The 19,944-nt window shown below is 71.3% G+C and carries 20 protein-coding genes; 12 read left to right on the top strand and 8 right to left on the bottom strand.

Going from position 1 to position 19,944, the window contains the following annotated elements:
• The first annotated feature begins 21 nt into the window (after window positions 1–21).
• Together HQQ88_RS06595 and HQQ88_RS06590 are read left to right on the top strand one after the other, a co-directional pair.
• Complete coding sequence (locus tag HQQ88_RS06595; RefSeq protein WP_367916989.1) at window positions 22–3,189, top strand: GH92 family glycosyl hydrolase; 3,168 nt, start codon at window positions 22–24, stop codon at window positions 3,187–3,189.
• A gap of 60 nt (window positions 3,190–3,249) precedes the next feature.
• The gene (locus HQQ88_RS06590) at window positions 3,250–3,468 is read left to right on the top strand and encodes a hypothetical protein (protein WP_173168982.1); all 219 of its coding nucleotides are present in this window, start codon (window positions 3,250–3,252) and stop codon (window positions 3,466–3,468) included.
• A gap of 118 nt (window positions 3,469–3,586) precedes the next feature.
• Here the strand turns inward: HQQ88_RS06590 and HQQ88_RS06585 are convergent, their stop codons facing one another.
• From HQQ88_RS06585 to HQQ88_RS06565, 5 genes are all read right to left on the bottom strand, one after another.
• Window positions 3,587–4,111: a hypothetical protein gene (locus HQQ88_RS06585; RefSeq protein WP_173168981.1), complete on the bottom strand. Its 525-nt coding sequence runs from the start codon at window positions 4,109–4,111 to the stop codon at window positions 3,587–3,589.
• 117 nt (window positions 4,112–4,228) lie between these two features.
• Window positions 4,229–4,765 (bottom strand): GNAT family N-acetyltransferase, encoded by a 537-nt coding sequence (locus tag HQQ88_RS06580; protein ID WP_173168980.1) that lies wholly within the window; start codon window positions 4,763–4,765, stop codon window positions 4,229–4,231.
• A 22-nt stretch (window positions 4,766–4,787) separates the two neighbouring features.
• Window positions 4,788–5,726: an aldo/keto reductase gene (locus HQQ88_RS06575; protein ID WP_173168979.1), complete on the bottom strand. Its 939-nt coding sequence runs from the start codon at window positions 5,724–5,726 to the stop codon at window positions 4,788–4,790.
• Between the two features lie 51 nt (window positions 5,727–5,777).
• Window positions 5,778–6,398, bottom strand: coding sequence for a hypothetical protein (locus tag HQQ88_RS06570; RefSeq protein WP_173168978.1), 621 nt, complete (start codon window positions 6,396–6,398; stop codon window positions 5,778–5,780).
• A gap of 49 nt (window positions 6,399–6,447) precedes the next feature.
• Window positions 6,448–7,203: an SDR family NAD(P)-dependent oxidoreductase gene (locus HQQ88_RS06565; RefSeq protein WP_131845898.1), complete on the bottom strand. Its 756-nt coding sequence runs from the start codon at window positions 7,201–7,203 to the stop codon at window positions 6,448–6,450.
• Between the two features lie 35 nt (window positions 7,204–7,238).
• Between HQQ88_RS06565 and HQQ88_RS06560 the strand changes: the two genes are divergently transcribed.
• A complete protein-coding gene (locus tag HQQ88_RS06560) occupies window positions 7,239–8,051 on the top strand; it encodes a putative RNA methyltransferase (protein ID WP_173168977.1) in 813 nt (270 codons plus the stop codon).
• Window positions 8,052–8,070: 19 nt separating this feature from the next.
• Here the strand turns inward: HQQ88_RS06560 and HQQ88_RS06555 are convergent, their stop codons facing one another.
• Entirely contained in the window at window positions 8,071–8,490 is a 420-nt protein-coding gene (locus HQQ88_RS06555; RefSeq protein ID WP_173168976.1) for a VOC family protein, read from the bottom strand.
• A 62-nt stretch (window positions 8,491–8,552) separates the two neighbouring features.
• On the opposite strand from HQQ88_RS06555, the gene HQQ88_RS06550 reads away from it, so the two are divergent.
• The 6 genes from HQQ88_RS06550 (at window position 8,553) to kdpC (ending at window position 14,222) form a co-directional block, all read left to right on the top strand.
• A complete protein-coding gene (locus HQQ88_RS06550) occupies window positions 8,553–9,509 on the top strand; it encodes a WYL domain-containing protein (protein ID WP_173168975.1) in 957 nt (318 codons plus the stop codon).
• Window positions 9,510–9,603: 94 nt separating this feature from the next.
• On the top strand, window positions 9,604–9,741 hold the full coding sequence (locus tag HQQ88_RS06545) for a hypothetical protein (protein WP_173168974.1): 138 nt from the start codon (window positions 9,604–9,606) through the stop codon (window positions 9,739–9,741).
• Complete coding sequence (locus HQQ88_RS19855) at window positions 9,738–9,827, top strand: potassium-transporting ATPase subunit F (RefSeq protein ID WP_017887940.1); 90 nt, start codon at window positions 9,738–9,740, stop codon at window positions 9,825–9,827. The genes HQQ88_RS06545 and HQQ88_RS19855 overlap by 4 nt, the downstream gene beginning before the upstream one ends.
• Before the next feature lie 8 nt (window positions 9,828–9,835).
• On the top strand, window positions 9,836–11,527 hold the full coding sequence (gene kdpA, locus HQQ88_RS06535) for a potassium-transporting ATPase subunit KdpA (RefSeq protein WP_173168973.1): 1,692 nt from the start codon (window positions 9,836–9,838) through the stop codon (window positions 11,525–11,527).
• The gene (gene kdpB, locus HQQ88_RS06530) at window positions 11,524–13,617 is read left to right on the top strand and encodes a potassium-transporting ATPase subunit KdpB (RefSeq protein WP_173168972.1); all 2,094 of its coding nucleotides are present in this window, start codon (window positions 11,524–11,526) and stop codon (window positions 13,615–13,617) included. The genes kdpA and kdpB overlap by 4 nt, the downstream gene beginning before the upstream one ends.
• Window positions 13,618–13,619: 2 nt before the next feature.
• On the top strand, window positions 13,620–14,222 hold the full coding sequence (gene kdpC / locus HQQ88_RS06525; protein WP_173168971.1) for a potassium-transporting ATPase subunit KdpC: 603 nt from the start codon (window positions 13,620–13,622) through the stop codon (window positions 14,220–14,222).
• A 7-nt stretch (window positions 14,223–14,229) separates the two neighbouring features.
• Here kdpC and HQQ88_RS06520 read toward each other — a convergent pair whose 3' ends face one another.
• A complete protein-coding gene (locus HQQ88_RS06520) occupies window positions 14,230–14,994 on the bottom strand; it encodes an Abi family protein (RefSeq protein WP_173168970.1) in 765 nt (254 codons plus the stop codon).
• 235 nt (window positions 14,995–15,229) lie between these two features.
• Here HQQ88_RS06520 and HQQ88_RS06515 point away from each other — a divergent pair, with 235 nt between their 5' ends.
• The 3 genes from HQQ88_RS06515 (at window position 15,230) to HQQ88_RS06505 (ending at window position 19,006) form a co-directional block, all read left to right on the top strand.
• The gene (locus tag HQQ88_RS06515) at window positions 15,230–17,722 is read left to right on the top strand and encodes an ATP-binding protein (protein ID WP_123293050.1); all 2,493 of its coding nucleotides are present in this window, start codon (window positions 15,230–15,232) and stop codon (window positions 17,720–17,722) included.
• On the top strand, window positions 17,719–18,408 hold the full coding sequence (locus tag HQQ88_RS06510; protein WP_111083540.1) for a response regulator: 690 nt from the start codon (window positions 17,719–17,721) through the stop codon (window positions 18,406–18,408). Before HQQ88_RS06515 ends, HQQ88_RS06510 begins: the two co-directional genes overlap by 4 nt.
• A 103-nt stretch (window positions 18,409–18,511) precedes the next feature.
• On the top strand, window positions 18,512–19,006 hold the full coding sequence (locus HQQ88_RS06505; RefSeq protein ID WP_173168969.1) for a helix-turn-helix transcriptional regulator: 495 nt from the start codon (window positions 18,512–18,514) through the stop codon (window positions 19,004–19,006).
• On the opposite strand, the gene HQQ88_RS06500 is transcribed toward HQQ88_RS06505, so the two are convergent.
• The gene (locus HQQ88_RS06500; RefSeq protein WP_111083538.1) at window positions 18,990–19,835 is read right to left on the bottom strand and encodes a LuxR C-terminal-related transcriptional regulator; all 846 of its coding nucleotides are present in this window, start codon (window positions 19,833–19,835) and stop codon (window positions 18,990–18,992) included. The genes HQQ88_RS06505 and HQQ88_RS06500 overlap by 17 nt on opposite strands.
• Between the last annotated feature and the right edge of the window lie 109 nt (window positions 19,836–19,944).

The raw sequence follows: 19,944 nt of genomic DNA, 5'->3' as shown, positions 1-19,944 counted from the left end.
TGGACCAAATACGCTGGACCCGTGCGAGAACTGCAACGGAGCGGTGGGCCGACGACGGCCGTCGCGGCGCGGAACGGTGTCGGCTTCGGATCATCGGAGGGGTGGCTGGTCGAACGACCCGCGGGTGACGGCGCCGTCGTGGCGCTCGTCCCCGGGGCCGCTGGCCGTGTGGTCGCACCCGGCGACGAACTGTCGTGGGTCTGGTTCCCCGAACGCACGCTGCCGCAGGGCGCCGCCGAGCCCACCGAGGCGGACCTGCCGCACTTCTGGGACGCCACGGCCTTCACCGTGGACGTCGTCTTCACCGACGGCACACGACTGAGCGAGCACGCGGCCGCGCACGGCGGACACACCCGCGACCAGTACGGCGACGCGCTCACGCCCGAGGCGCAGGACGCAGCCCGCAAGCAGTGGGTCGACCAGTGGAACCGTCGCGCGGTGGACCTCACGCCGTTCGCGGGGCTGGTCGTCGACCGACTGGAGGCCCGGATCGGCTCCGACACGCAGCCGTCGGACGCCGACGGGGAGCGTCCAGCCCTGCGCGGCTGGCTCGACGACGTCCGGATCGCCCCGGCACGCCCGGCACCGGTCACGCCGCTCGACCACGTCCGCACGACCCGCGGCACGCAGGCTTCGTCACGGTTCTCCCGCGGCAACAACGCGCCGCTCGTCGGCATCCCGCACGGCGGTGTCTTCGGCCTGCCGATGACCGACGCGTCGAGCAACCGCTGGCCGTACGCGTACCAGGAGCACGCGCGCACCGACGCCGACGGGCGGGTCCGCCCGGCGATCCAGGCCTTCGCGACGAGTCACATCCCGTCGCCGTGGATGGGGGACCGCGGCGTGTTCCAGGTCATGCCGTCGCCACTCGACACCCCCGACGTCGACCGAGCCGCCCGCGCGCTCGGCTTCGACCACGACGACGAGATCGACGGTCCGCACCGGTACCGGGTCGCCCTCGACCAGGGTGTGACGGCCGAGATGACCGCGGGGGAGTTCGCCCTCGGCTTCCGGTTCACCGGCACTCGCAGCATCGTGCTCGACCACCACGGGTGGGTCTCCGACGTCTCCGTGACCGTGACCGACGGCACCGCCGTGGTCGAGGCCGTGCTCGACGACCGCCCCGGCACCCCGCCGCACCACGTGCACGTCCGGATCCCGCACGTGACCGCGGACCACACCAGCACCGGCGAGCACGAGCTGCGCGGCTGGCTGGCCGTCGACGGCGACGGAGCGGTCGACGTCCTGCTCGGCATCTCGACCGTCTCGATCGAGGACGCCCGCGCGAACCTCGACGCCGCCGGCTCCTTCGACGCCATGTGCACCCGCGCCGAGGCGCTCTGGACGGAGAAGCTCGCGACCCTGTCGTTCGACGGAGCCACCCCGGACCAGCTGGTGAGCCTGTACTCCGGCCTGTACCGGCTGTTCCTCTACCCGAACCGTGCCGGCGAGGCCGCCCTGACCGGGTCGCCGCACCACCGTTCCCCGTACGGAGCCGTCCTCGCCGACCCGATCCGCGACGAGCCCGGGCCGGAGGTCGTCGAGGGATCGTTCACCACCACGAACGGGTTCTGGGACACCTACCGCACCGCCTGGCCGCTCCTCGGACTCCTCACCCCGGAGACCGCCGGCGAGCTCGCGCAGGGCTTCGTCGAGCACCACCACGACGGCGGGTGGACCCCGCGCTGGAGCGCCCCCGGCGCCGAGGACTGCATGACGGGCACCACGAGCGACACCGTCTTCGCCGACCTCGCGGCGAAGGGCGTCACCGGGTTCGACCTCGCCGAGGCGTACCGGAGCGCGGTCCGCAACGCGACCGTCCCGCCGCGCGACGAGCGCGTCGGACGCAAGGGGAGCCTCCCGGGCGCCTTCCGCGGCCACGTCGACACCGCGACGTCCGAGGGGATGTCCTGGACCCTCGACGCCGCCATCAACGACTGGGGACTCGCGGTGATGGCGGGCTTGCTCGCGTCGCGGGCGGGCACGCCCGCCGACCTGTCCCGGTACGAGGCCGAGGCGGAGTGGTTCGCCCGTCGATCGCTGCAGTACCGGCACGTGTTCGACTCCGAGCGGGGCTTCTTCATCGGCCGCGACCCCGACGGCTCGTGGCGGGTCGGCACCGAGTTCGACCCGCGCGACTGGGGCGACGACTACACCGAGACGAACGCGTGGGGTACGGCCTTCACCGCACCCCACGACGGTGCCGGCATCGTGGACCTGCACGGCGGACCGGCCCGGTTCGACGCCACGATCGACGCCTTCTTCGCGACGCCTGAGACCGGCGCGACCGTCCGATCCGGCGCGTACGGCTTCCCCATCCACGAGATGACCGAGGCCCGCGACGTCCGGATGGGCATGCTCGGCCTGTCCAACCAGCCAGCGCACCACATCCCGTTCTTCCCGATGTTCACCGGTCGGCACGACGACGCGCACCGGATCGTGCGCGAATCGCTCGAGCGGCTGTTCGTCGGCTCCGACCTCGGCCAGGGCTACCCCGGCGACGAGGACAACGGCGAGATGAGCGCCTGGTACGTCTTCGCGACGATCGGCCTGTACCCGCTGGCGCCGTCCACGGGCACCTACGTGCTCGTGCCGCCGTCGGTCCGCAGGACGGTGCTGCAGCAGCCGGGAGGAACGCCCACCGTCATCGAGGTCGCCGACGGTTCCGCAGGTGCCTACGTCGCGTCGGTGACGGTCGACGGCTCGCCCTGGACGTCGGTCAGCATCCCGCACCACGTGGTGGTGTCGGCGTCGCACATCGTCTTCACGCTGTCGTCCGAACCGCAGGGCTGGGCATCGGACACGCGGCCGGTGTCGGCCTCCGAGGTCCACGGCTACCGGGACGCCCCGGTGGACGTCCTGCCCGTCGGGACGTCGTCGGAGGGCTCGTCGCCACTGGTCGACGACACCGGTCGGACTCTCACGGCGGTCGCCGCGGGGGAGTCGGTGTCGTTCGACGTGGACTGCCCCGCCGCGTCGCTGTACACCGTGACGGTGGCGACCCCGGGTTCGTACTCGTGGCAGGTGTCCCTCGGCGAGACGGTCACGGCCGTCGACGGCGCCGAGTTCTCGTGGGCTGGCCAGACCCGGGTGTTCCGGATCATCGGCGGCGGTTCGTCGTTCGTGTTCACGGCGGGTACCGACGTCGGGTTGACGCAGCTCGAGCTGATCGCGGCGGACGGTGCCTGACCTCGACCGCTGATCGGGTCTTCTGCGGCGGTTCAGAGGCGGCACTCAAGGTCGCCCGGCATGCTCGTCGGCATGTCGATCGCGAACTCGTGGGACCCGTCTGGTGGCCGTGCAATCCCGGAGGACCAGGTCCGCGAGGACGGGCTGGAGCTCGACGAGGACCCGGCGATGCTCGGGATCTCCTTCGACGTCGTCGGTGGCGCCTCCGCCGACCCCGCCGCGGTGTCCCCGGTCGACGTGAACGTGCCGTCCTCGGGGACCCCGGCGTACTCCGACTGAAATCCTGGGGTATCGGCCGCCGGGCCGATCGTTGTACCATCGGAGGGCGCGTTGCAGTAGCGGCGCGAAGTGAGCTCGGCAGCCTTCCGGACGGTCGGTGAGCCGAGCTTTGCGCTTTCTACGGTCTGGTTGCTGCAGACACGATCATGGGCTGAGCGCGCCGGCGCCAATCGCCACCCTTGGCCTGGCTCCAAGCGATCGCGTCGGCCGCCCAAAGAAGCGGCTCGTGGTGCGCGGTCTCGTGTGCGTACGTGAGCGCATCCCGCACCCCGTGTGCATGAACAGCGTCGTAGAGGACCTTCTTGTCAGCGCGCTCGATCGACACGTCTCGCTCGAGTACGATCCGCTCGTGTCCGGCGCTCGCCGCGAGCGCAACGAGCTCACGCAGGCATGCTTCACGGTCGCTCGGCTCGTGCTTCAGGTCGGAGCGGACGATGTGTGCGCGCACTCCGATCTGCTCCAGGGTCGACAGGACGTGACGCCGTCGAGAATCGCTCTCGCTGGTGAAGTGGAGTCGTCGCTGACCGGGCAGTACGAGGGCTCGTATCTTGCGCCGGAGCGTCGTCACCTCACCTGGGGCAACGATGACGGCGACCATGAGGTAGCCCTTCGTCTTCGACTCGTCGACGAAGAGCGACGTCATCGGCTCGGGTCGGTGGACCGGCCACCGAGAGAACTGGCGGGCTCCGGCATGAGACGAGTCTGCCACTGATGTTTCAGTGGGTCGGGCTGCCTCGCCGCTGCTGGGGAGACGCGCGGTTCACGCTTGCCGGTCTGCGCCGACGCCAGGGACGCGGTACTTGAAGCCCACGTGCGATCCGGTGAACCCGAGGCGCTCGTAGAACCGGTGCGCGTCCGTGCGGGCGGCGTCCGAGGTGAGCTGCACGAGCGGGGTCCCGAGGTCCGGCGCTGCGACGTCTGTCACCCAGCGCATCAGCGCGCTGCCGATGCCGCCCGAGCGGAGCGCGCTGCTCACGCGGACGGCCTCGACCAGCAGCCGCGTCGAACCGCGGCGGGCCATGCCCGGGATCCGGGTGAGCTGCAGCGTGCCGACGAGCCGACCGGACTCGTCCTCGGCGACCAGCAGCGAGTTCGTCGAGTCCTCGGTGATCGATCGAAGGGCCGCGGCGTACTGCGGGCGGTCCTCCGGGGCGGCGACATCGCCGCGGGCGGCACTGATCGGGTCGTCGGACAACAGCGCCATCAGGGCGTCGAGGTCGCCGTCGACCGCGTTCCGCACCACCACCGAACCGGCGCGGGCGGACAGGCGGACGGGCAGGGTGAGGTCGTGGAGCACGACTCCACCCTGCCCGACGGACTCACGGGACGGTGTGCCCCGCGGCGGTGAAGATGCGGTACCACTCCTCGCGCGACAGCTCGACGTCCGAGCCGGCCGCCGAGTCGCGCACGCGCTGCGGGTTCGTCGTGCCGAGGACGACCTGGAAGTGCGCCGGGTGCCGGGTGATCCAGGCGACGGCGATGCCGGTCGGGGTGACCCCGTGGGCAGCTGCGATCTCCTCGAGGGCGTCGTTGAGGTCGGCGTACTGCTCTCGGTCGCCGAGGAAGACGCCGTCGAAGAACCCCTTCTGGAACGGCGACCAGGCCTGCAGCGTGATGTCGTTGATCCGCGAGTAGTTGAGGATGTCGTTGTCGCGGGAGATCGACTGGTCGAGGCCACCCATGTTCGCCGTGAGGCCCTGCGAGATGACGTTGGCGTGCGTGATGCTCAGCTGCACCTGGTTGAAGGCGAGCGGCTGCTGGACGTTCTTCTTGAGCAGGTCGACCTGGCCAGGGGTGTGGTTCGAGACCCCGAAGTGGTGCACCTTGCCGGCGGCGTGCAGCTCGTCGAAGGCCTTCGCGACCTCCTCCGGCTCCACCAAGGCGTCGGGGCGGTGCAGGAGCAGGATGTCGATGTACTCGGTCTGCAGCGCGGTGAGCGATTCCTCGACCGACTCGAGGATGTGCTCGTACGAGAAGTCGAAGTACGCGCCGTTCGGGGTCGGACGGATGCCGACCTTGGTCTGCAGCACGATCTCGGCACGCTCCGACGGTGACAGCGTCACGGCGGCACCGAACCGCTCCTCGCAGCCGTGCCACTCGCCGTACACCGCGGCGTGGTCGAACATGTTCACGCCCGCGTCCCGCGAGGCGCTGTAGAGCGCGCGGATGTCCTCGTCGCTCATGTCGTTGATCCGCATCAAGCCGACGACGACGTCGGATGCGGTGAGGTCGGTCTGTGGCAACTCCAGTGTCTTCACGCCCCCGATCCTGCCAGCCGGTCCCCGGTGCAGGCAGGCCCTGCCAGTACCTCAGGCGCGTTCGGGCAGCAGGACGGCGAGCACTCCGGAGCCGTCCGTCCACGTACCGGTCAGCGTCTCCCCCTCGGGCAGGGCCGTGCCGATGACCCGTGCGATGACGATCGTGCCGTGGTCGGTCGCGATCGACGTCACCGCGCCCGTCGTGGTCGCGTGCACCGAGGTGACATCGGGGGAGTCGGGTTCGGAGCCGCTGCCGTGGGCCCAGGCGTCCTTCGGCCGCCGTCCGGCATCGTTCGCCAGTTCGAGCTCCGCTTCGTGCCCGCCGGTGACGATCGCCCGGCGCAGGACGTCGGCGTGGACCGGATCGCCCACGGCGTCGTACACCCAGCGGCGCCCGAGCACGGAGTGGTCCATCTCGGTGACCAGGAACGCGTCGGCGCCGGGCAGCGGTGCATCCCGGTAGGTCAGTGGCGCCTGCAGGACCCGGCCGTCCTCGGTGCGGGCGAGCAGCACTTCGACGCCGACCTCGCCGGCGGGATCGTCGAACCGGAACTGCCCGACGACCTGCAGCGGCGCTCCCGCGACGACGCCGCTCCACGCCTGGTCGGGCAGCCAAGCGGCGAGCGCTTCGGCCTTGGAGGGGCGGAGCGTTGCCTGCTCGATGACTGCCATGTCCCGACCGTACTGCTGCGCAGCACCCTGCCGTCGGCGCACCTCGAGGTCAGTGGACGGAGAACCCGCCGTCGACCGCGATCGACTGCCCCGTGACGTACGCCGAACCGGGGCCGGCGAGGAACACGGCAGCGGCGGCGAAGTCCGACGCGAGTCCGTTCCGGCCGACCAGCGTCCGCGCCGCGAGCGCTGACACCGCGGCCGGGTCGGAGCCGAGCCGCTCGTTGAGCGGGGTGCGCACGAAACCGGGGATGAGGACGTTGGAGGTGACCCCCTGCGCGGACCAGGCCTCCGCTTGGGACCGGGCCAGTGCCTCCAGGCCGGCCTTGGAGACCCCGTACGCGCCACTCGCGGCGAACGGACGGTGCGCCTGCTGCGAGCTGATGCTGATGATCCGGCCGCGGCCACGCGCTGCCATGCCGGGCGCGAGCCGCTGGCCGAGCACGAAGGGTGCGTCGAGGTTCACGGCCATCGTGGCGTCCCAGGTGTCCTCGTCGAGGTCGGCCATCGGCGGCCGGAGGTTGATCCCCGCGGAGTTCACGAGGACGTCGACGTCGCCCGCCGCGTCGGCGAGGGCGTGTGCCCCGGCACGCGAGGACAGGTCCGCGACGATGCCGTCGGCCGATCCTCCAGCGGCGCGGACGTCGTCGACCGTCGAGTCGATGGTTGACCGTGTCCGAGCAGCGACGAGCACGTGCGCACCCGCGTCGGCGAGTGCGGTGGCGATGGCGCGTCCGATGCCGGAACTGCCTCCTGTCACGAGGGCGGTGCGTCCGTCGAGACCGAAGAGCTGCTGCAGCGACATCCGTCCAGGCTAGCGAGGCCCCGTACGCTGGGCCGGTGCGTGACGACCTGCTGCCGATGCTCGCCTGCCCCGTGTGCGCCGAGCCCCTCGGTCGGGTCGACGGCGGCCAGGTCGGCTGTGCGACCGGGCACCGGTTCGACGAGGCCAAGCAGGGCCACCTGACGCTCCTGCCGGCGAAGCGTCGGTCGCTCACCGCGGACACCCCGGAGATGGTCGACGCCCGGCTGCGGTTCCTGGGACGGGGCCACTACGCGCCCGTCGAGCGGGCGCTCGCCGACGCCGTCGCCGAGGCGACGGCCCCCGGCATCGTGCTCGACGTCGGGTCCGGTCCGGGGACCTACCTGGCGCATGCGCTGCGCGCGGCGGACGGGAGGCTCGGGGTTGCGCTGGACCTGTCGGCGATCGCGATCCGACGGGCTGCCCGCGTCCACGAACGTGCCGGAGCCGTCGTCGGGGACGTGACCGAGCGCCTCCCGGTCGTCGACGGCGCTGCCGCCGTCGTCCTCAACGTCTTCGCACCCCGCAACCAGACCGAGTACGCCCGCGTCCTGCACCCCGACGGCGTGCTGGTCGTCGTGACCCCGCGCACCGGCCACCTGGCAGAGCTGGCCGAGGCGACGATCTCCGTCGACCCGGAGAAGGAGCGGCGGCTGCTCGACTCGCTCACGCCGTCGTTCGTCCTGCGGTCCTCCGAGGACCTGACCTGGACGATGGACCTCTCCGCCGAGGACGTCCACGACGTCGTGCACATGGGGCCGAGCCACCACCACGTTGCTCCGGACGCGGTGTTCGCCCCGGCGACGGTGACGGCCGCGGTCACCGTGTCGACGTGGACGCCGACGCGCTGACCGCGGCCCTCGGAACGCGCTAGCGGTCGGCCGGGGCGGAGTCGAGCTGCCAGACCACACCGAAGCGGTCGCGGAGCTGCCCGGCGAGTGGCGCCCAGGCCGAGGGAGCGAGGGGCTGCCGGATCTCGGCGCCGTCGGACAGCACGGCCCAGTACCGCTCGATCTCGGCGGTGTCGTCGCCGTGCACGAACACGTAGAACGCGTTCGATCCCTGGTCGTAGGGCTGCCCGGGCCAGACGTCGAAGGCCATGACCCGGAACCCGGCGTCGGTGGAGACCTGGCCGAAGATGATGCGGTCGGCCCAGGCCTGGTCGTCCAGGGCGCCCATCTGGCCGTAGGTGGCGGCGGTGACCTCGCCGCCGAAGACCGATGCGTAGAAGTCGAGGGCCTCGCGGGCGTTGCCGTCGAAGTTGAGGTGGGGTGTCGTTTCGATGCTCATGGAACGAGGATGACCGGCAATGCGGTCAGATCATGTCCGCTTCTCCGACGAGAATGATCGACATGGCCGGACCCTCCTCGCGCATGCTCGCGCTGCTGTCGCTGTTGCAGGTGCACCGCGACTGGCCAGGCGACGAGCTCGCCGGACGCCTCGAGGTCAGCCCCCGCACGGTCCGCCGCGACGTCGACCGGCTCCGCGAGCTCGGGTACCGGGTCGAGGCGCTCCGTGGACCGGCCGGCGGCTACCGGCTCGCAGCGGGTTCGGACCTGCCGCCGCTGCTGTTCGACGACGAGCAGGCCGTGGCGATCGCCCTGGCGCTCGCCGTCGCACCCGCGTCGGGCGCGGACATCGCCGAGTCGGCTGCCCGAGCACTGGCGACGGTCCGGCAGGTCATGCCCGCGCGGCTCCGGTCGCGCATCGACGCCGTGCAGGCGGTCACGACGTCCGGGCGGACCCGCACCGACCCGGACGTGCTCGTCGCGGTGAGCGAGGCCGTGCATCTGCACGAGGTCCTGCGGTTCACGTACGCGGGCGACGACGACCTCCGCCCACCCCGCCGTGTCGAACCCCACGCCGTCGTCGCCCGGAACGGCCGCTGGTACCTGCTCGACTGGGACCTCGACCGCGACGACTGGCGCACCCACCGCATCGACCGGATCACCCCGCGGATGCGCACGCGGGTGCCGTTCACGCCCCGGCCGGTGCCCGGTGGTGACCCGCTGGCCTTCGTGTCGGCGCGGTTCAAGGGATCGGCGCAGGTCGACGTGTGGCCGTGCGTCGGTTCGGTCACCGTGACGACTGCCGACGCGCGGACGATCACGCCCTACCTGCCCGAGGGCGCCGTCGTCGAACCCCTGTCCGACGAGCGGAGTCGCGTCACGCTCGGTTCGTGGTCCTGGCCGGGGCTCGCCGGAGCGTTCGCGGGGTTCGCGGTCGACTTCGTCGTCGAGGGTCCCGAGGACCTCCGCGACGCCGTCGGTGCGCTGGCCACGCGGCTCCGGGCGGCGAGCGCGCGTTAGCGGGGCGCATGCGTCCGCCAGGGCGGCGTGAGGAAACCGTTAGGAGCGGCCAGGAGGCCCGGCGCAGGATCCAGCATCGGTCTCGGCACCACACGTGGTGCCGTCCGCGTCGCCCGACGCGGACACCGCAGACCTTCTGGAGTCCCTCGTGTTCGACGTGTTCGTCGTCGCCGGTGTCCTCGCCGTGTTCGGCGTGGTGGCACTGATCGCCAAGGGGGTGGAACGGCTGTGATCGGCATCACCATCGCGGCCGCCGTCCTCGGCATCGCCGCTGTCGTGTACCTCGTCTGGGCGCTCGTGCGTCCGGAGCGGTTCTAGTGGGCGCCGTGGGCGCGTCGGGCGCCGCGGACGTCTGGGCGGGGATCGTCCAGGTCGCCACGCTCGTCCTGCTGCTCGTCGTCGCCTACCGGCCGCTCGGCGACTGGATGGCGCGGGTCTTCACGCCCGTCCGGCACAACCGGGTCGAGCGCGGGGTCTACCGGCTGATCGGGGTCGACCCGGACGCCGAGCAGTCGTGGCCCGTGTACCTGCGCGGCGTGCTGCTCTTCAGCGTCGTCGGGCTCCTGCTCGTCTACCTGCTGCAGCGCATCCAGGTCGTGCTGCCCGGCGACCTCGGGCTCCCTGCCGTCGGCCCGTCGCTCGCGTTCAACACCGCGGCGTCGTTCGTCGCGAACACGAACTGGCAGTCCTACTCGCCCGAGGTCACCGTCGGGTACAGCGTGCAGATGGCCGGCCTCGCGGTGCAGAACTTCCTGTCCGCAGCCGTCGGGCTCGCCGTCGCCGTGGCGCTGGTCCGTGGGTTCGCCCGCCGTAAGTCCGGCACGCTCGGCAACGTGTGGGTGGACGTCGTCCGCGGTGTCGGTCGGCTGCTGCTGCCCGGTGCGTTCGTCTTCGCGATCGTGCTCGTCGCCGGCGGCGTCGTCCAGTCGTGGGGGAGCGGCACCGACGTCACCACGCTGGTCGGTGGCACGCAGCACCTGCCGGACGGGTTCGTGGCATCGCAGGAGGCGATCAAGGAACTCGGCACGAACGGCGGTGGCTACTTCAACGCGAACTCGGCGCACCCGTTCGAGAACCCGCAGGCGTGGACGAACCTGGTCGAGGTCTTCCTGATGCTCGTCATCCCGTTCTCGCTCCCGCGCACGTTCGGGCGGCTGGTCGGCGACGATCGCCAGGGGTACGCGATCCTCGCCGTGATGGGCGCGATCTTCCTCGTGTCGCTGTCGGTGATGTCGATCGCCGAGCTCGGTGGCGGTGGACTCGCCACGCACGCAGCCGGCGCCGCGATGGAGGGCAAGGAGACCCGGTTCGGGATCCTCGGCACCACCCTGTTCGGCACGACGTCGACCGCGACCTCGACCGGTGCGGTGAACGGCATGTTCGACAGCTTCACCCCGATCGGCGGGATGATGGCGATGCTCAACATGATGCTCGGCGAGGTCACCCCGGGCGGTGTCGGCTCCGGCCTGTACGGCATGCTCGTGCTCGCCGTCATCACGGTGTTCATCGGCGGGCTGCTCGTCGGCCGGACCCCGGAGTACCTCGGCAAGAAGATCCGCGCCAAGGAGATGACCTTCGCGGCGCTGTACATCCTGGTGACGCCGACCCTCGTGCTCCTCGCGACCGGACTCTCGCTGGTGATCCCCGGTGTCCGGGAACAGGTGCTCGGCACGTCGATCTTCAACCCCGGCAACCACGGACTGTCCGAGCTGCTCTACGCCTTCACCTCGGGCGCGAACAACAACGGCTCGGCCTTCGGCGGGCTCACCGCGAACACCACGTGGATGAACTCCGCGCTCGGCGTCGTGATGCTGCTCGGGCGCTTCGTGCCGATGGTGTTCGTCCTGGCGCTCGCCGGGTCCCTCGCCGCCCAGGACCGCGTACCCGAGACCGCCGGCACGCTGCCCACCCACCGCCCGCTGTTCATCGGGCTGCTCGGCGGCGTCGCCGTCATCGTCACCGCACTCACCTACTTCCCGGTGCTCGCACTGGGCCCGCTCGCAGAAGGACTGTCATGACCGTGACCACCGAGCCGGAACCGCGCACCGCAGTGGAGCCGGCCACCCGCTCGTCCGCATTCGGACCCCGTCAACTGGTGGCGGGCCTCCCGGGAGCCCTGCGGAAACTCGATCCGCGACTGATGTGGCGGAACCCCGTCATGTTCATCGTCGAGGTCGGCGCAGCGCTGACGACGGCGGCCGCCGGCGTCGAGCCGTCCGCGTTCACCATCGCCATCGCGGTGTGGCTCTGGCTCACCGTCGTCTTCGCGAACCTGGCGGAGTCGGTCGCCGAGGGCCGTGGGAAAGCGCAGGCCGACACGCTGCGGAAGACCCGCTCGACCACGAGCGCCCGACGGGTGCTCGGCTACGACCCGGCCGACGCAGCGGCGATCGGCAACGAGACCGAGGAGGTCGCGTCGGTCGACCTGGCCAAGGGTGACGTGGTGGTCGTCGTCGCCGGCGAGGTGATCCCGGGTGACGGTGACGTCATCGACGGCATCGCATCCGTCGACGAGTCGGCCGTCACGGGGGAGTCCGCGCCCGTCATCCGCGAGTCCGGCGGTGACCGCAGTGCCGTCACCGGCGGCACCCGCGTGCTGTCCGACCGGATCATCGTGCGCATCACCTCGACCCCGGGTGAGACCTTCATCGACCGGATGATCCGCCTCGTCGAGGGGGCGGCCCGGCAGAAGACGCCGAACGAGATCGCGCTGAACATCCTGCTCGCCTCGCTGTCGATCGTCTTCGTGATCGTCTGCCTGACGATGCAGCCCATCGCGGGGCTCGTCGGAGCGACGGTCAGCGTCCCCGTCCTGATCGCCCTGCTCGTCTGCCTCATCCCGACCACCATCGGGGCCCTGCTCTCCGCGATCGGCATCGCCGGCATGGACCGGCTCGTGCAGCACAACGTGCTCGCGATGTCAGGCCGCGCGGTCGAGGCCGCAGGCGACATCACCACCCTGCTGCTCGACAAGACCGGCACGATCACGTACGGCAACCGTCGGGCGTCCCGCGTGGTGCCGGTGCCGGGTGTGAGCGAGGCCTCGCTGATGGCGGCAGCAGCCCTGTCGAGCGCGGCGGACTCGACGCCCGAAGGCCGCTCGATCGTGTCGCTCGCTGCTGACGCCGGGGTCACGCCGGCACTGCCGGACGGCGCCGTCGAGGTGCCGTTCACGGCGCAGACGCGCATGTCCGGTCTGGACCTGCCGGACGGTTCGCAGATCCGGAAGGGTGCCGCTGCGGCCGTGCTGGCCTGGGCAGACACCCCCGACGCCGGTTTGGTTGCCGCGATCGACTCCACCGTCGCGGAGATCTCCGACCAGGGCGGCACCCCACTGGTCGTCGGCCGCCGCTCCTCGGACGGCGCGGTCGCCCTGCTCGGCGTCGTGCACCTGAAGGACGTCGTCAAGGACGGCATGGCGTCACGGTTCGCCGAACTCCGGTCGATGGGCATCCGCACGGTGATGATCACCGGTGACAACCCCCGCACCGCGGCCGCGATCGCGCACGAGGCCGGCGTCGACGACTTCCTGGCCGAGGCCACCCCGGAGGACAAGCTCGCGTACATCAAGCGCGAGCAGGAGGGCGGCAACCTCGTCGCGATGACCGGGGACGGCACCAACGACGCCCCGGCCCTGGCGCAAGCGGACGTCGGCGTCGCGATGAACACCGGCACGACGGCGGCGAAGGAGGCGGGCAACATGGTCGACCTCGACTCCGACCCGACCAAGCTCATCGACGTCGTCCGGATCGGCAAGCAGCTGCTCATCACCCGCGGGGCCCTGACCACCTTCTCCATCGCCAACGACGTCGCGAAGTACTTCGCGATCATCCCGGCGATGTTCCAGGCGGCGTTCCCCGGGCTCGCGGCCCTCAACATCATGGGGCTGCACAGCCCGTCGTCCGCGATCCTGTCGGCCGTCGTCTTCAACGCGCTCGTCATCGTGGCGCTCATCCCGCTGTCCCTGCGCGGCGTCAAGTACCGCGCGGCCGCAGCGTCGTCGATCCTCGGCCGCAACCTGCTCGTCTACGGGCTCGGCGGCGTGGTCGTCCCCTTCATCGGCATCAAACTGATCGACCTCGTGGTCGGTCTCATCCCGGGGTTCTAGTCATGGCATCTGCACGTTCCACCGTCCGTTCCGCTGGTGTGGCCATCCGCCTCACCCTGCTCGCCACCGTCGTGCTCGGCGTCGGCTACCCGCTCGCCGTCTGGGGCGTCGGCCAGGGGGTGTTCCACGAGCAGGCCAACGGCTCGGAGGTCACTGATTCGTCCGGCGCCGTCGTGGGGTCCTCCCTCATCGGGCAGTCGTTCTCCGGCAAGCAGGCGGATCGCTGGTTCCAGTCGCGGCCCTCCGCAGCTGGCGAGGACGGCTACGACGCCGGGGCCTCGTCCGGCTCGAACCTCGGACCGAACAACCCGGACCTGCTCAAGGCCGTCAAGGAGCGGCAGGGGGCACTGGCGAAGGCCGACGGGGTCTCGGAGGCGGACGTCCCCGCCGACGCGGTCACCGCCTCGGGTTCGGGCCTCGACCCGGACATCAGCCCCGCGTACGCGTCGCAGCAGGTCGTGCGGGTGGCGGCGGCGCGGGGCGTGTCCGAGGACACGGTGCGGCAGCTGGTCGCATCGCACACCGAGTCGCGCCAGCTCGGGTTCCTCGGCGAGCCCGTCGTGAACGTGCTGGCCCTGAACCTCGCGCTGGCGAAGCTGTCCTGACGTGCGGTCACGTCGCCGCCCAGCTCGGCCGTCCGCCGATGCCGTCGATCAGATCGTCGTGCTCGTCGATCAATCGTCGAACGGCATCGGCGTGACGGTCGCACGGGCCGACGGTCTCGGCGAGGTGTGCGAGCAGTTCGAGGGAATGCACCGGTGTGCGCTTCGGCAGCCCCTCGAGCCGAGCGATCAGGTCGGCGGGGGAGCGGAAGGTCGGCGGCGGGATCCGGAAGCTGCGGCCCCAGAGCCGCGTGTGGTGGGCGCAGCAGTTCCGGACGTGCGTGAGGTGGTGCAGGCACGGACGGAGCGTCCCCGCCGGCAGGCGGAACGCGAGGGCCACCGCATCGTGCAATCGGGGTTCCAGGGCGCCCGTCAGCCGCGAGAGTTCACCGAAGCTGAGCTCCTCGGCCAGCATCCCGAAGGGAACCTGATCGAGCGCTCGCTCTCGCCAGACCTTCTGCGTCACCGGGTCGTTTGCTCGGTCGAGTACTCCTGCTGCGCGCCGCAGCAACGAGTCGTGGTCGAACGTGTCCCGGAACGCCATCGGGTCAAGGTGCCAGAGCTTGCCGAAACGGTGCCGTGCCGCGCGGTCGACCCGCCCGCGCAAGGCGATCTCGATCCGTTCGGTCAGTGCAAGCGCGATCGATCGGAACTCGCTGTCGAAGTCGTGCGCCCGCAGGACAGATGCATCGGAGGTATCGAATGCACGGACAGCCAGCACATGGCGGAACTGGTCGGCACGGTACTGCGACATGGGGATGCTGGCGTGCGCCATAGTGCGGCTCCTGGATCCCGAGAGGAACGAGTGATCTCGGGCAAGCCGGCAGCAACTACAGCGTGGGGAACGAACGTGAGCAAGAACAGAGTTGCCTCGCGCCGACGAGCGACGCGAGGCGGTGCAGTCCCACCCGATTTGAGGAAGCCTGGGCTTGAGCCTTGGTGGGAACGGTTACGAGGAGTATATCAGTCGACCGGCAGCCCTGCAACAGCCGACGCGAGAGGATGAGCACGTGAAGCGCGGCAAGCTACGGGTCCTGCTCGGTGCCGCACCGGGCGTCGGCAAGACGTTCACCATGCTCGAGGAGGGCCGCCGGCTGCTCGACGAGGGACGGGACGTCGTCGTCGCCGTGGTCGAGACGCACGAACGTGCTGCCACCGCCGCGCTCGTCGACGGCCTCGAGGTCGTCCCGCGCCGCACCGTGGACCACCGCGGCGTGGAGCTCGACGACCTGGACCTCGACGCGGTGCTCCGGCGAGCGCCCGAGGTCGCCCTCGTCGACGAACTCGCGCACACGAACGCTCCCGGCAGTGCGAACGAGAAGCGCTGGCAGGATGTCGAAGCGCTGCGGGCCGCCGGCATCGACGTCATCTCGACGGTCAACGTGCAGCACATGCAGTCCCTCGGCGACGTGGTCCGCGAGATCACGGGCACCGTGCAGCGCGAGACCGTCCCCGACGCCGTGGTGCGAGCGGCCGACCAGATCGAGGTCGTCGACCTGGCACCGGCTGCCCTGCGCGAGCGGCTCTCCGACGGACTCGTGTACCCGGCTGCCCGGATCGATGCGGCCCTGTCCAACTACTTCCGGCTCGGGAACCTGACGGCGTTGCGCGAGATCGCGCTGCTCTGGCTGGCGGACGAGGTCGACGACGCGCTCAAGGCCTACCGCGCCGAGCACGGCATCGAGCACCGGTGGGAGACCCGGGAGCGCGTGCTGGTCGCCCTGACCGGCGGCCCCGAGGGTGAGACCCTGCTGCGCCGCGGTGCCCGCATCGCCGCCCGCAGCGCCGGCGGCGAACTCGCGGCCGTGCACGTGACGACGAACGACGGCCTGCGCGAGCGGCACCCGGGGGCGCTCGGTGCCCAACGGACCCTGCTCGAACAGCTCGGTGGGACGTACCACCAGGTGGTCGGCGACGACGTGCCGTCGACCCTCGTGCGGTTCGCGCGGTCGATCGACGCGACCCAGATCGTCATCGGCGTCAGCCGTCGCAGTCGGCTCGCCGCGGCCCTGACCGGCCCGGGCATCGGCAACACGGTGATCCGGGAGTCGGGCGACATCGACGTGCACGTCGTCACGCACGAGCGCGCCGGTGGTGGCTTCGCCCTGCCCAAGCTCGGCGGCAGTCTGTCCCGCGGACGGGTCCTCGCCGCGTTCGTGCTCTCGGTCCTGGTCGGGCCCCTGCTCACCTGGGTCCTGTCGATCGGCAGCGACCCCGACGCCATCACCGTGGACGTCCTGGCGTACCAGTTGCTGGTGCTCGTCGTGGCGCTCGTCGGCGGGATGTGGCCGGCGGTGTTCACGGCGGTGCTGTCCGGACTGAGCCTCGACTTCTTCTTCGTCCAACCCCTGCACATGGTCACGGTGCAGCAGCCGTGGCACCTCTTCGCCCTGGTCATGTACGTCATCAGTGCCGTGCTCGTCAGCTTCGTGGTCGACCGGTCCGCCAGACGTTCGCGTGCTGCCCGTCGCGCCGCGGCGGAGTCAGGTCTGCTGATGGGGATCGCCGGCAGCGTCCTCCGCGGCGACGACGCCCTGCAGGCCCTGCTCGACCGCACCCGCGAGGCCTTCGGGTTCGCCGGCGTCCGGATCCGGCAGGGGAACGAGGAACCGGCCACGTCGGGGACGTTCGGCGAATCGCCGGACGCGTCCACGAGCCTCCCGTCCGGTGCCGTGCTCGAGTTCGCTGGCGCTCCGGACGACCCGACCCAGCGCCGGTTGCTGCGCGTCGTCGAGCAGCAGCTCGACGCCGCGGTCGAACACCGCTCGTTGACGCGCACCGCGCTGGACGCGGAGCGGATCGCGGCGGCTGACCGCGTCCGCAGCGCGATCCTCGCGGCCGTCGGCCACGACGTGCGTCGGCCGATCGCGGCCGCCTCGGCCGCCGTCCAGTCGTTGCGTGCGCTGGACGTCGACCTGTCCAGGGCCGACCGGGAGGCGCTGCTCGCGACCGCCGACGAGAGCCTCGGTCAGCTGGCGGTGCTGTTGGCGGACCTGTTGGACGTCAGTCGTGTGCAGGCGGGTGTGCTCGCGGTCGCGTCCGGGCCGCTGGCCCTCGACACGGTGGTCGCACCGGCGCTCGACGAGCTCGAGCTCGGGCCCGACGACGTCGACCTCGACCTGCCGGCGGACCTGCCGCCGGTGCTCGCCGACCCGGTCCTGCTGCAGCGGGTCGTCGTGAACCTGCTCGCGAACGCCGTCCGCTACGCACCCGACGGCACCCGCGTGCGCGTCGCGGCGAGCGCCTTCGGAGGCGGGGTCGAGCTCCGGATCGCCGACCACGGTCCGGGTATCCCGTCGGACCGGGTCGACGAGGTCTTCCAGCCGTTCCAGCGGCTCGGCGACACCGACAACGAGACGGGCCTCGGGCTCGGTCTCGCACTCGCGCGGGGCTTCACCGAGGGCATGGGCGGCACGATCGAGGTCGACGACACCCCGGGTGGTGGGCTCACCGTCGTGGTGCGGCTGCCGATCGCCGGGCACGTGGGAGTGGAGCTCCGGTGAAGGTCCTGATCGCGGACGACGACGCGCAACTCGTCCGAGCGCTCTCCGTCACGCTCGCCGCCCGCGGGTACGAGGTCGTGACGGCGAAGGACGGGCGCGCGGCGATCGACGCCGTCATCACCGAACGGCCCGACCTGGTGCTGCTCGACCTGGGCATGCCCCGGCTCGACGGCATCGGGGTGCTCGAGGGCATCCGGGGGTGGTCGCAGGTGCCGGTGCTCGTGCTGTCCGGACGGACCGACTCGTCCGACAAGGTCGACGCACTCGACGCCGGCGCGGACGACTACGTGACGAAGCCGTTCCAGATGGACGAGCTGCTGGCGCGGTTGCGGGCCCTCGGACGACGCCGTGCCCCGGCCGGCGTCGACAGCGCGCCGACGATCCGGATCGGCGACCTCGTCGTGGACCTCGTCGCGAAGCAGGTCACCCCGGCCAGCGGTCCCGCGATCCGGCTGACCCCGACGGAGTGGCGCCTGCTCGAGGTGCTCGTCACGAACCCCGACCGGCTGATGACCCGCGAGATGCTCCTGACCGAGGTGTGGGGGCCCTCGCACGGCAACGACTCCGGGTACCTGCGGCTGTACATGGCGCAGCTGCGGCGGAAGCTCGAGCCCGACTCGGCGACCCCGCGGTACCTGGTCACCGAGTCCGGCATGGGCTACCGCTTCGCGCCCGGAGGGCAGTGACGACGGCAGTCGGAGCGCTGTCGGGTGACTGGCGGGTCGCTGTCGTGCAGGTGTCGGGTCCGTGTCGTGGTGCGTCGTTCCGGGGATCCCTAGTGTTCAGGGCATGAACGAGATGCGGATCGGGGAGCTGCGGCGACTGCGCGGGTGGACCCAGGAACGACTGGCCGAGGCGAGCGGCCTCGCGGTGCGGACGGTGCAGCGGATGGAGAGCGGCAACGACGCGAGCCTGGAGTCACTGTCGTCGGTCGCAACGGCACTCGAGGTGCCCGTGCGGGACCTGTTCGTCACCGACGAGCGGGAGTCCCTCGAGCCCGGGGTGCGCGGACTCGACGAGCGTGCGGAGCAGCAGCAGGTGCAGCGCGACTCGGCGACCCGGGGGTGGCAGTACCTGTACTCGGGCGTGGGCATCGTCGTGACGCTCGGCACCATCGCCCTCATCGGCGCAGGGATCTGGACCGGGTTCGCGATCTTCGTTGTCCCCGTCTACTGGGCAGGGGGCAAGTTGCTCTCGCAGTTCTTGATGGCGACCGTCGTCGAACCCTCACTCGACCGCCGGTACCCACTGTCGCGGTCGCGGCGGGTCACGCCCGGGAACTGAAGGCGGCGAGCTCGGCACGGGTGCGGGCCCCGTGCTTCCGGAGCAGGTTCGCCACGTGGTACTTCACGGTGTTGACGCTGATGCCCAGGCCCTCAGCGATCTCGCGGTTGCCGACGCCCGTCGCGAGCAGCCGCAGCACGTCGCGCTCCCGCGGGGTGAGGTCGTCGTCCGCGACCGAGTCCACCTCGGTCGGCGACGGGTCGAGGGGCAGCGAGATGTCGAGGACCGAGCCCCAGTCCGGCGTGCTCGACACCTGGACGCGGCCGTCGAGGGTGACGACCCGTTCTGCGATCGGCCGCATGGCGTCGTCGTGCACGTCGAGGGTGCCGGACCCGTCGTCGCGGAGCTGCATGAGCAGGTTCCGGCCGTCGCAGTCCCACTGGATGCGGACCCGCTTGGCCGCACCGCCGTCGACCAGGGCGAGCACGGCGGTCCGGACGATGGCGCGGGCCGCGTGGGCGACGTCGCCAGGCAGTGCGCGGCCGGTGGTCGGCGGCTCGACGAACTGCACGTCGAGGTCGCCGAACCGGACGAGCGGGCGCAGGTCGGCTCGGAGGCGCGAGAACGCCCCGGTGACCGGCTCGAGCAGGGTGCTGCGCTGGTGGTCGGTCTCGGTGCGCAGGTCGACGAGTGCTGCCGACGCGATCTCGACGGCCTCGGCCCGCGCGGCGGCGTCCGACACCCGTGGTGACCGGAGCACGGCGAGCACGGACTCGAGGGTGAGCGCCTGACGGTCCGCCTGCTCGGCGACGGTCCGGGCGTGCTCCGAGGCGGCGAGCCGACTGGCGGGCTCGCCACGGGCCTCCCGGTCGGGTGCGATGGCGTCCATGGGAGCCGAACCTACCTGTCCCACCCGTGCGGACGGGGCCACCCGATCGGGTGGGATGCCTGCCGACGCGGGTAGCGGTGCGGCGGGCCGCGCGACGGCATGCTCGTGG

Source organism: Curtobacterium sp. VKM Ac-2861, assembly GCF_013204965.1.
Lineage (GTDB): Bacteria > Actinomycetota > Actinomycetes > Actinomycetales > Microbacteriaceae > Curtobacterium.
Note: the sequence above shows the minus strand (reverse complement) of the source record. Positions and strands in the feature narration are given on the sequence as shown.

Bases quoted from the DNA above. Each gene is read 5' to 3' on its own strand.
- HQQ88_RS06500 (WP_111083538.1), bottom strand. From the start codon at position 19,835: ATGGACGCCATCGCACCCGACCGGGAGGCCCGTGGCGAGCCCGCCAGT.
- HQQ88_RS06505 (WP_173168969.1), top strand. From the start codon at position 18,512: ATGAACGAGATGCGGATCGGGGAGCTGCGGCGACTGCGCGGGTGGACC.
- HQQ88_RS06520 (WP_173168970.1), bottom strand. From the start codon at position 14,994: ATGGCGCACGCCAGCATCCCCATGTCGCAGTACCGTGCCGACCAGTTC.
- kdpC (WP_173168971.1), top strand. From the start codon at position 13,620: ATGGCATCTGCACGTTCCACCGTCCGTTCCGCTGGTGTGGCCATCCGC.
- HQQ88_RS06565 (WP_131845898.1), bottom strand. From the start codon at position 7,203: ATGTCGCTGCAGCAGCTCTTCGGTCTCGACGGACGCACCGCCCTCGTG.
- HQQ88_RS06585 (WP_173168981.1), bottom strand. From the start codon at position 4,111: ATGACGTCGCTCTTCGTCGACGAGTCGAAGACGAAGGGCTACCTCATG.
- kdpB (WP_173168972.1), top strand. From the start codon at position 11,524: ATGACCGTGACCACCGAGCCGGAACCGCGCACCGCAGTGGAGCCGGCC.
- HQQ88_RS06555 (WP_173168976.1), bottom strand. From the start codon at position 8,490: ATGAGCATCGAAACGACACCCCACCTCAACTTCGACGGCAACGCCCGC.
- HQQ88_RS06570 (WP_173168978.1), bottom strand. From the start codon at position 6,398: ATGGCAGTCATCGAGCAGGCAACGCTCCGCCCCTCCAAGGCCGAAGCG.
- HQQ88_RS06590 (WP_173168982.1), top strand. From the start codon at position 3,250: ATGCTCGTCGGCATGTCGATCGCGAACTCGTGGGACCCGTCTGGTGGC.
- HQQ88_RS06550 (WP_173168975.1), top strand. From the start codon at position 8,553: ATGGCCGGACCCTCCTCGCGCATGCTCGCGCTGCTGTCGCTGTTGCAG.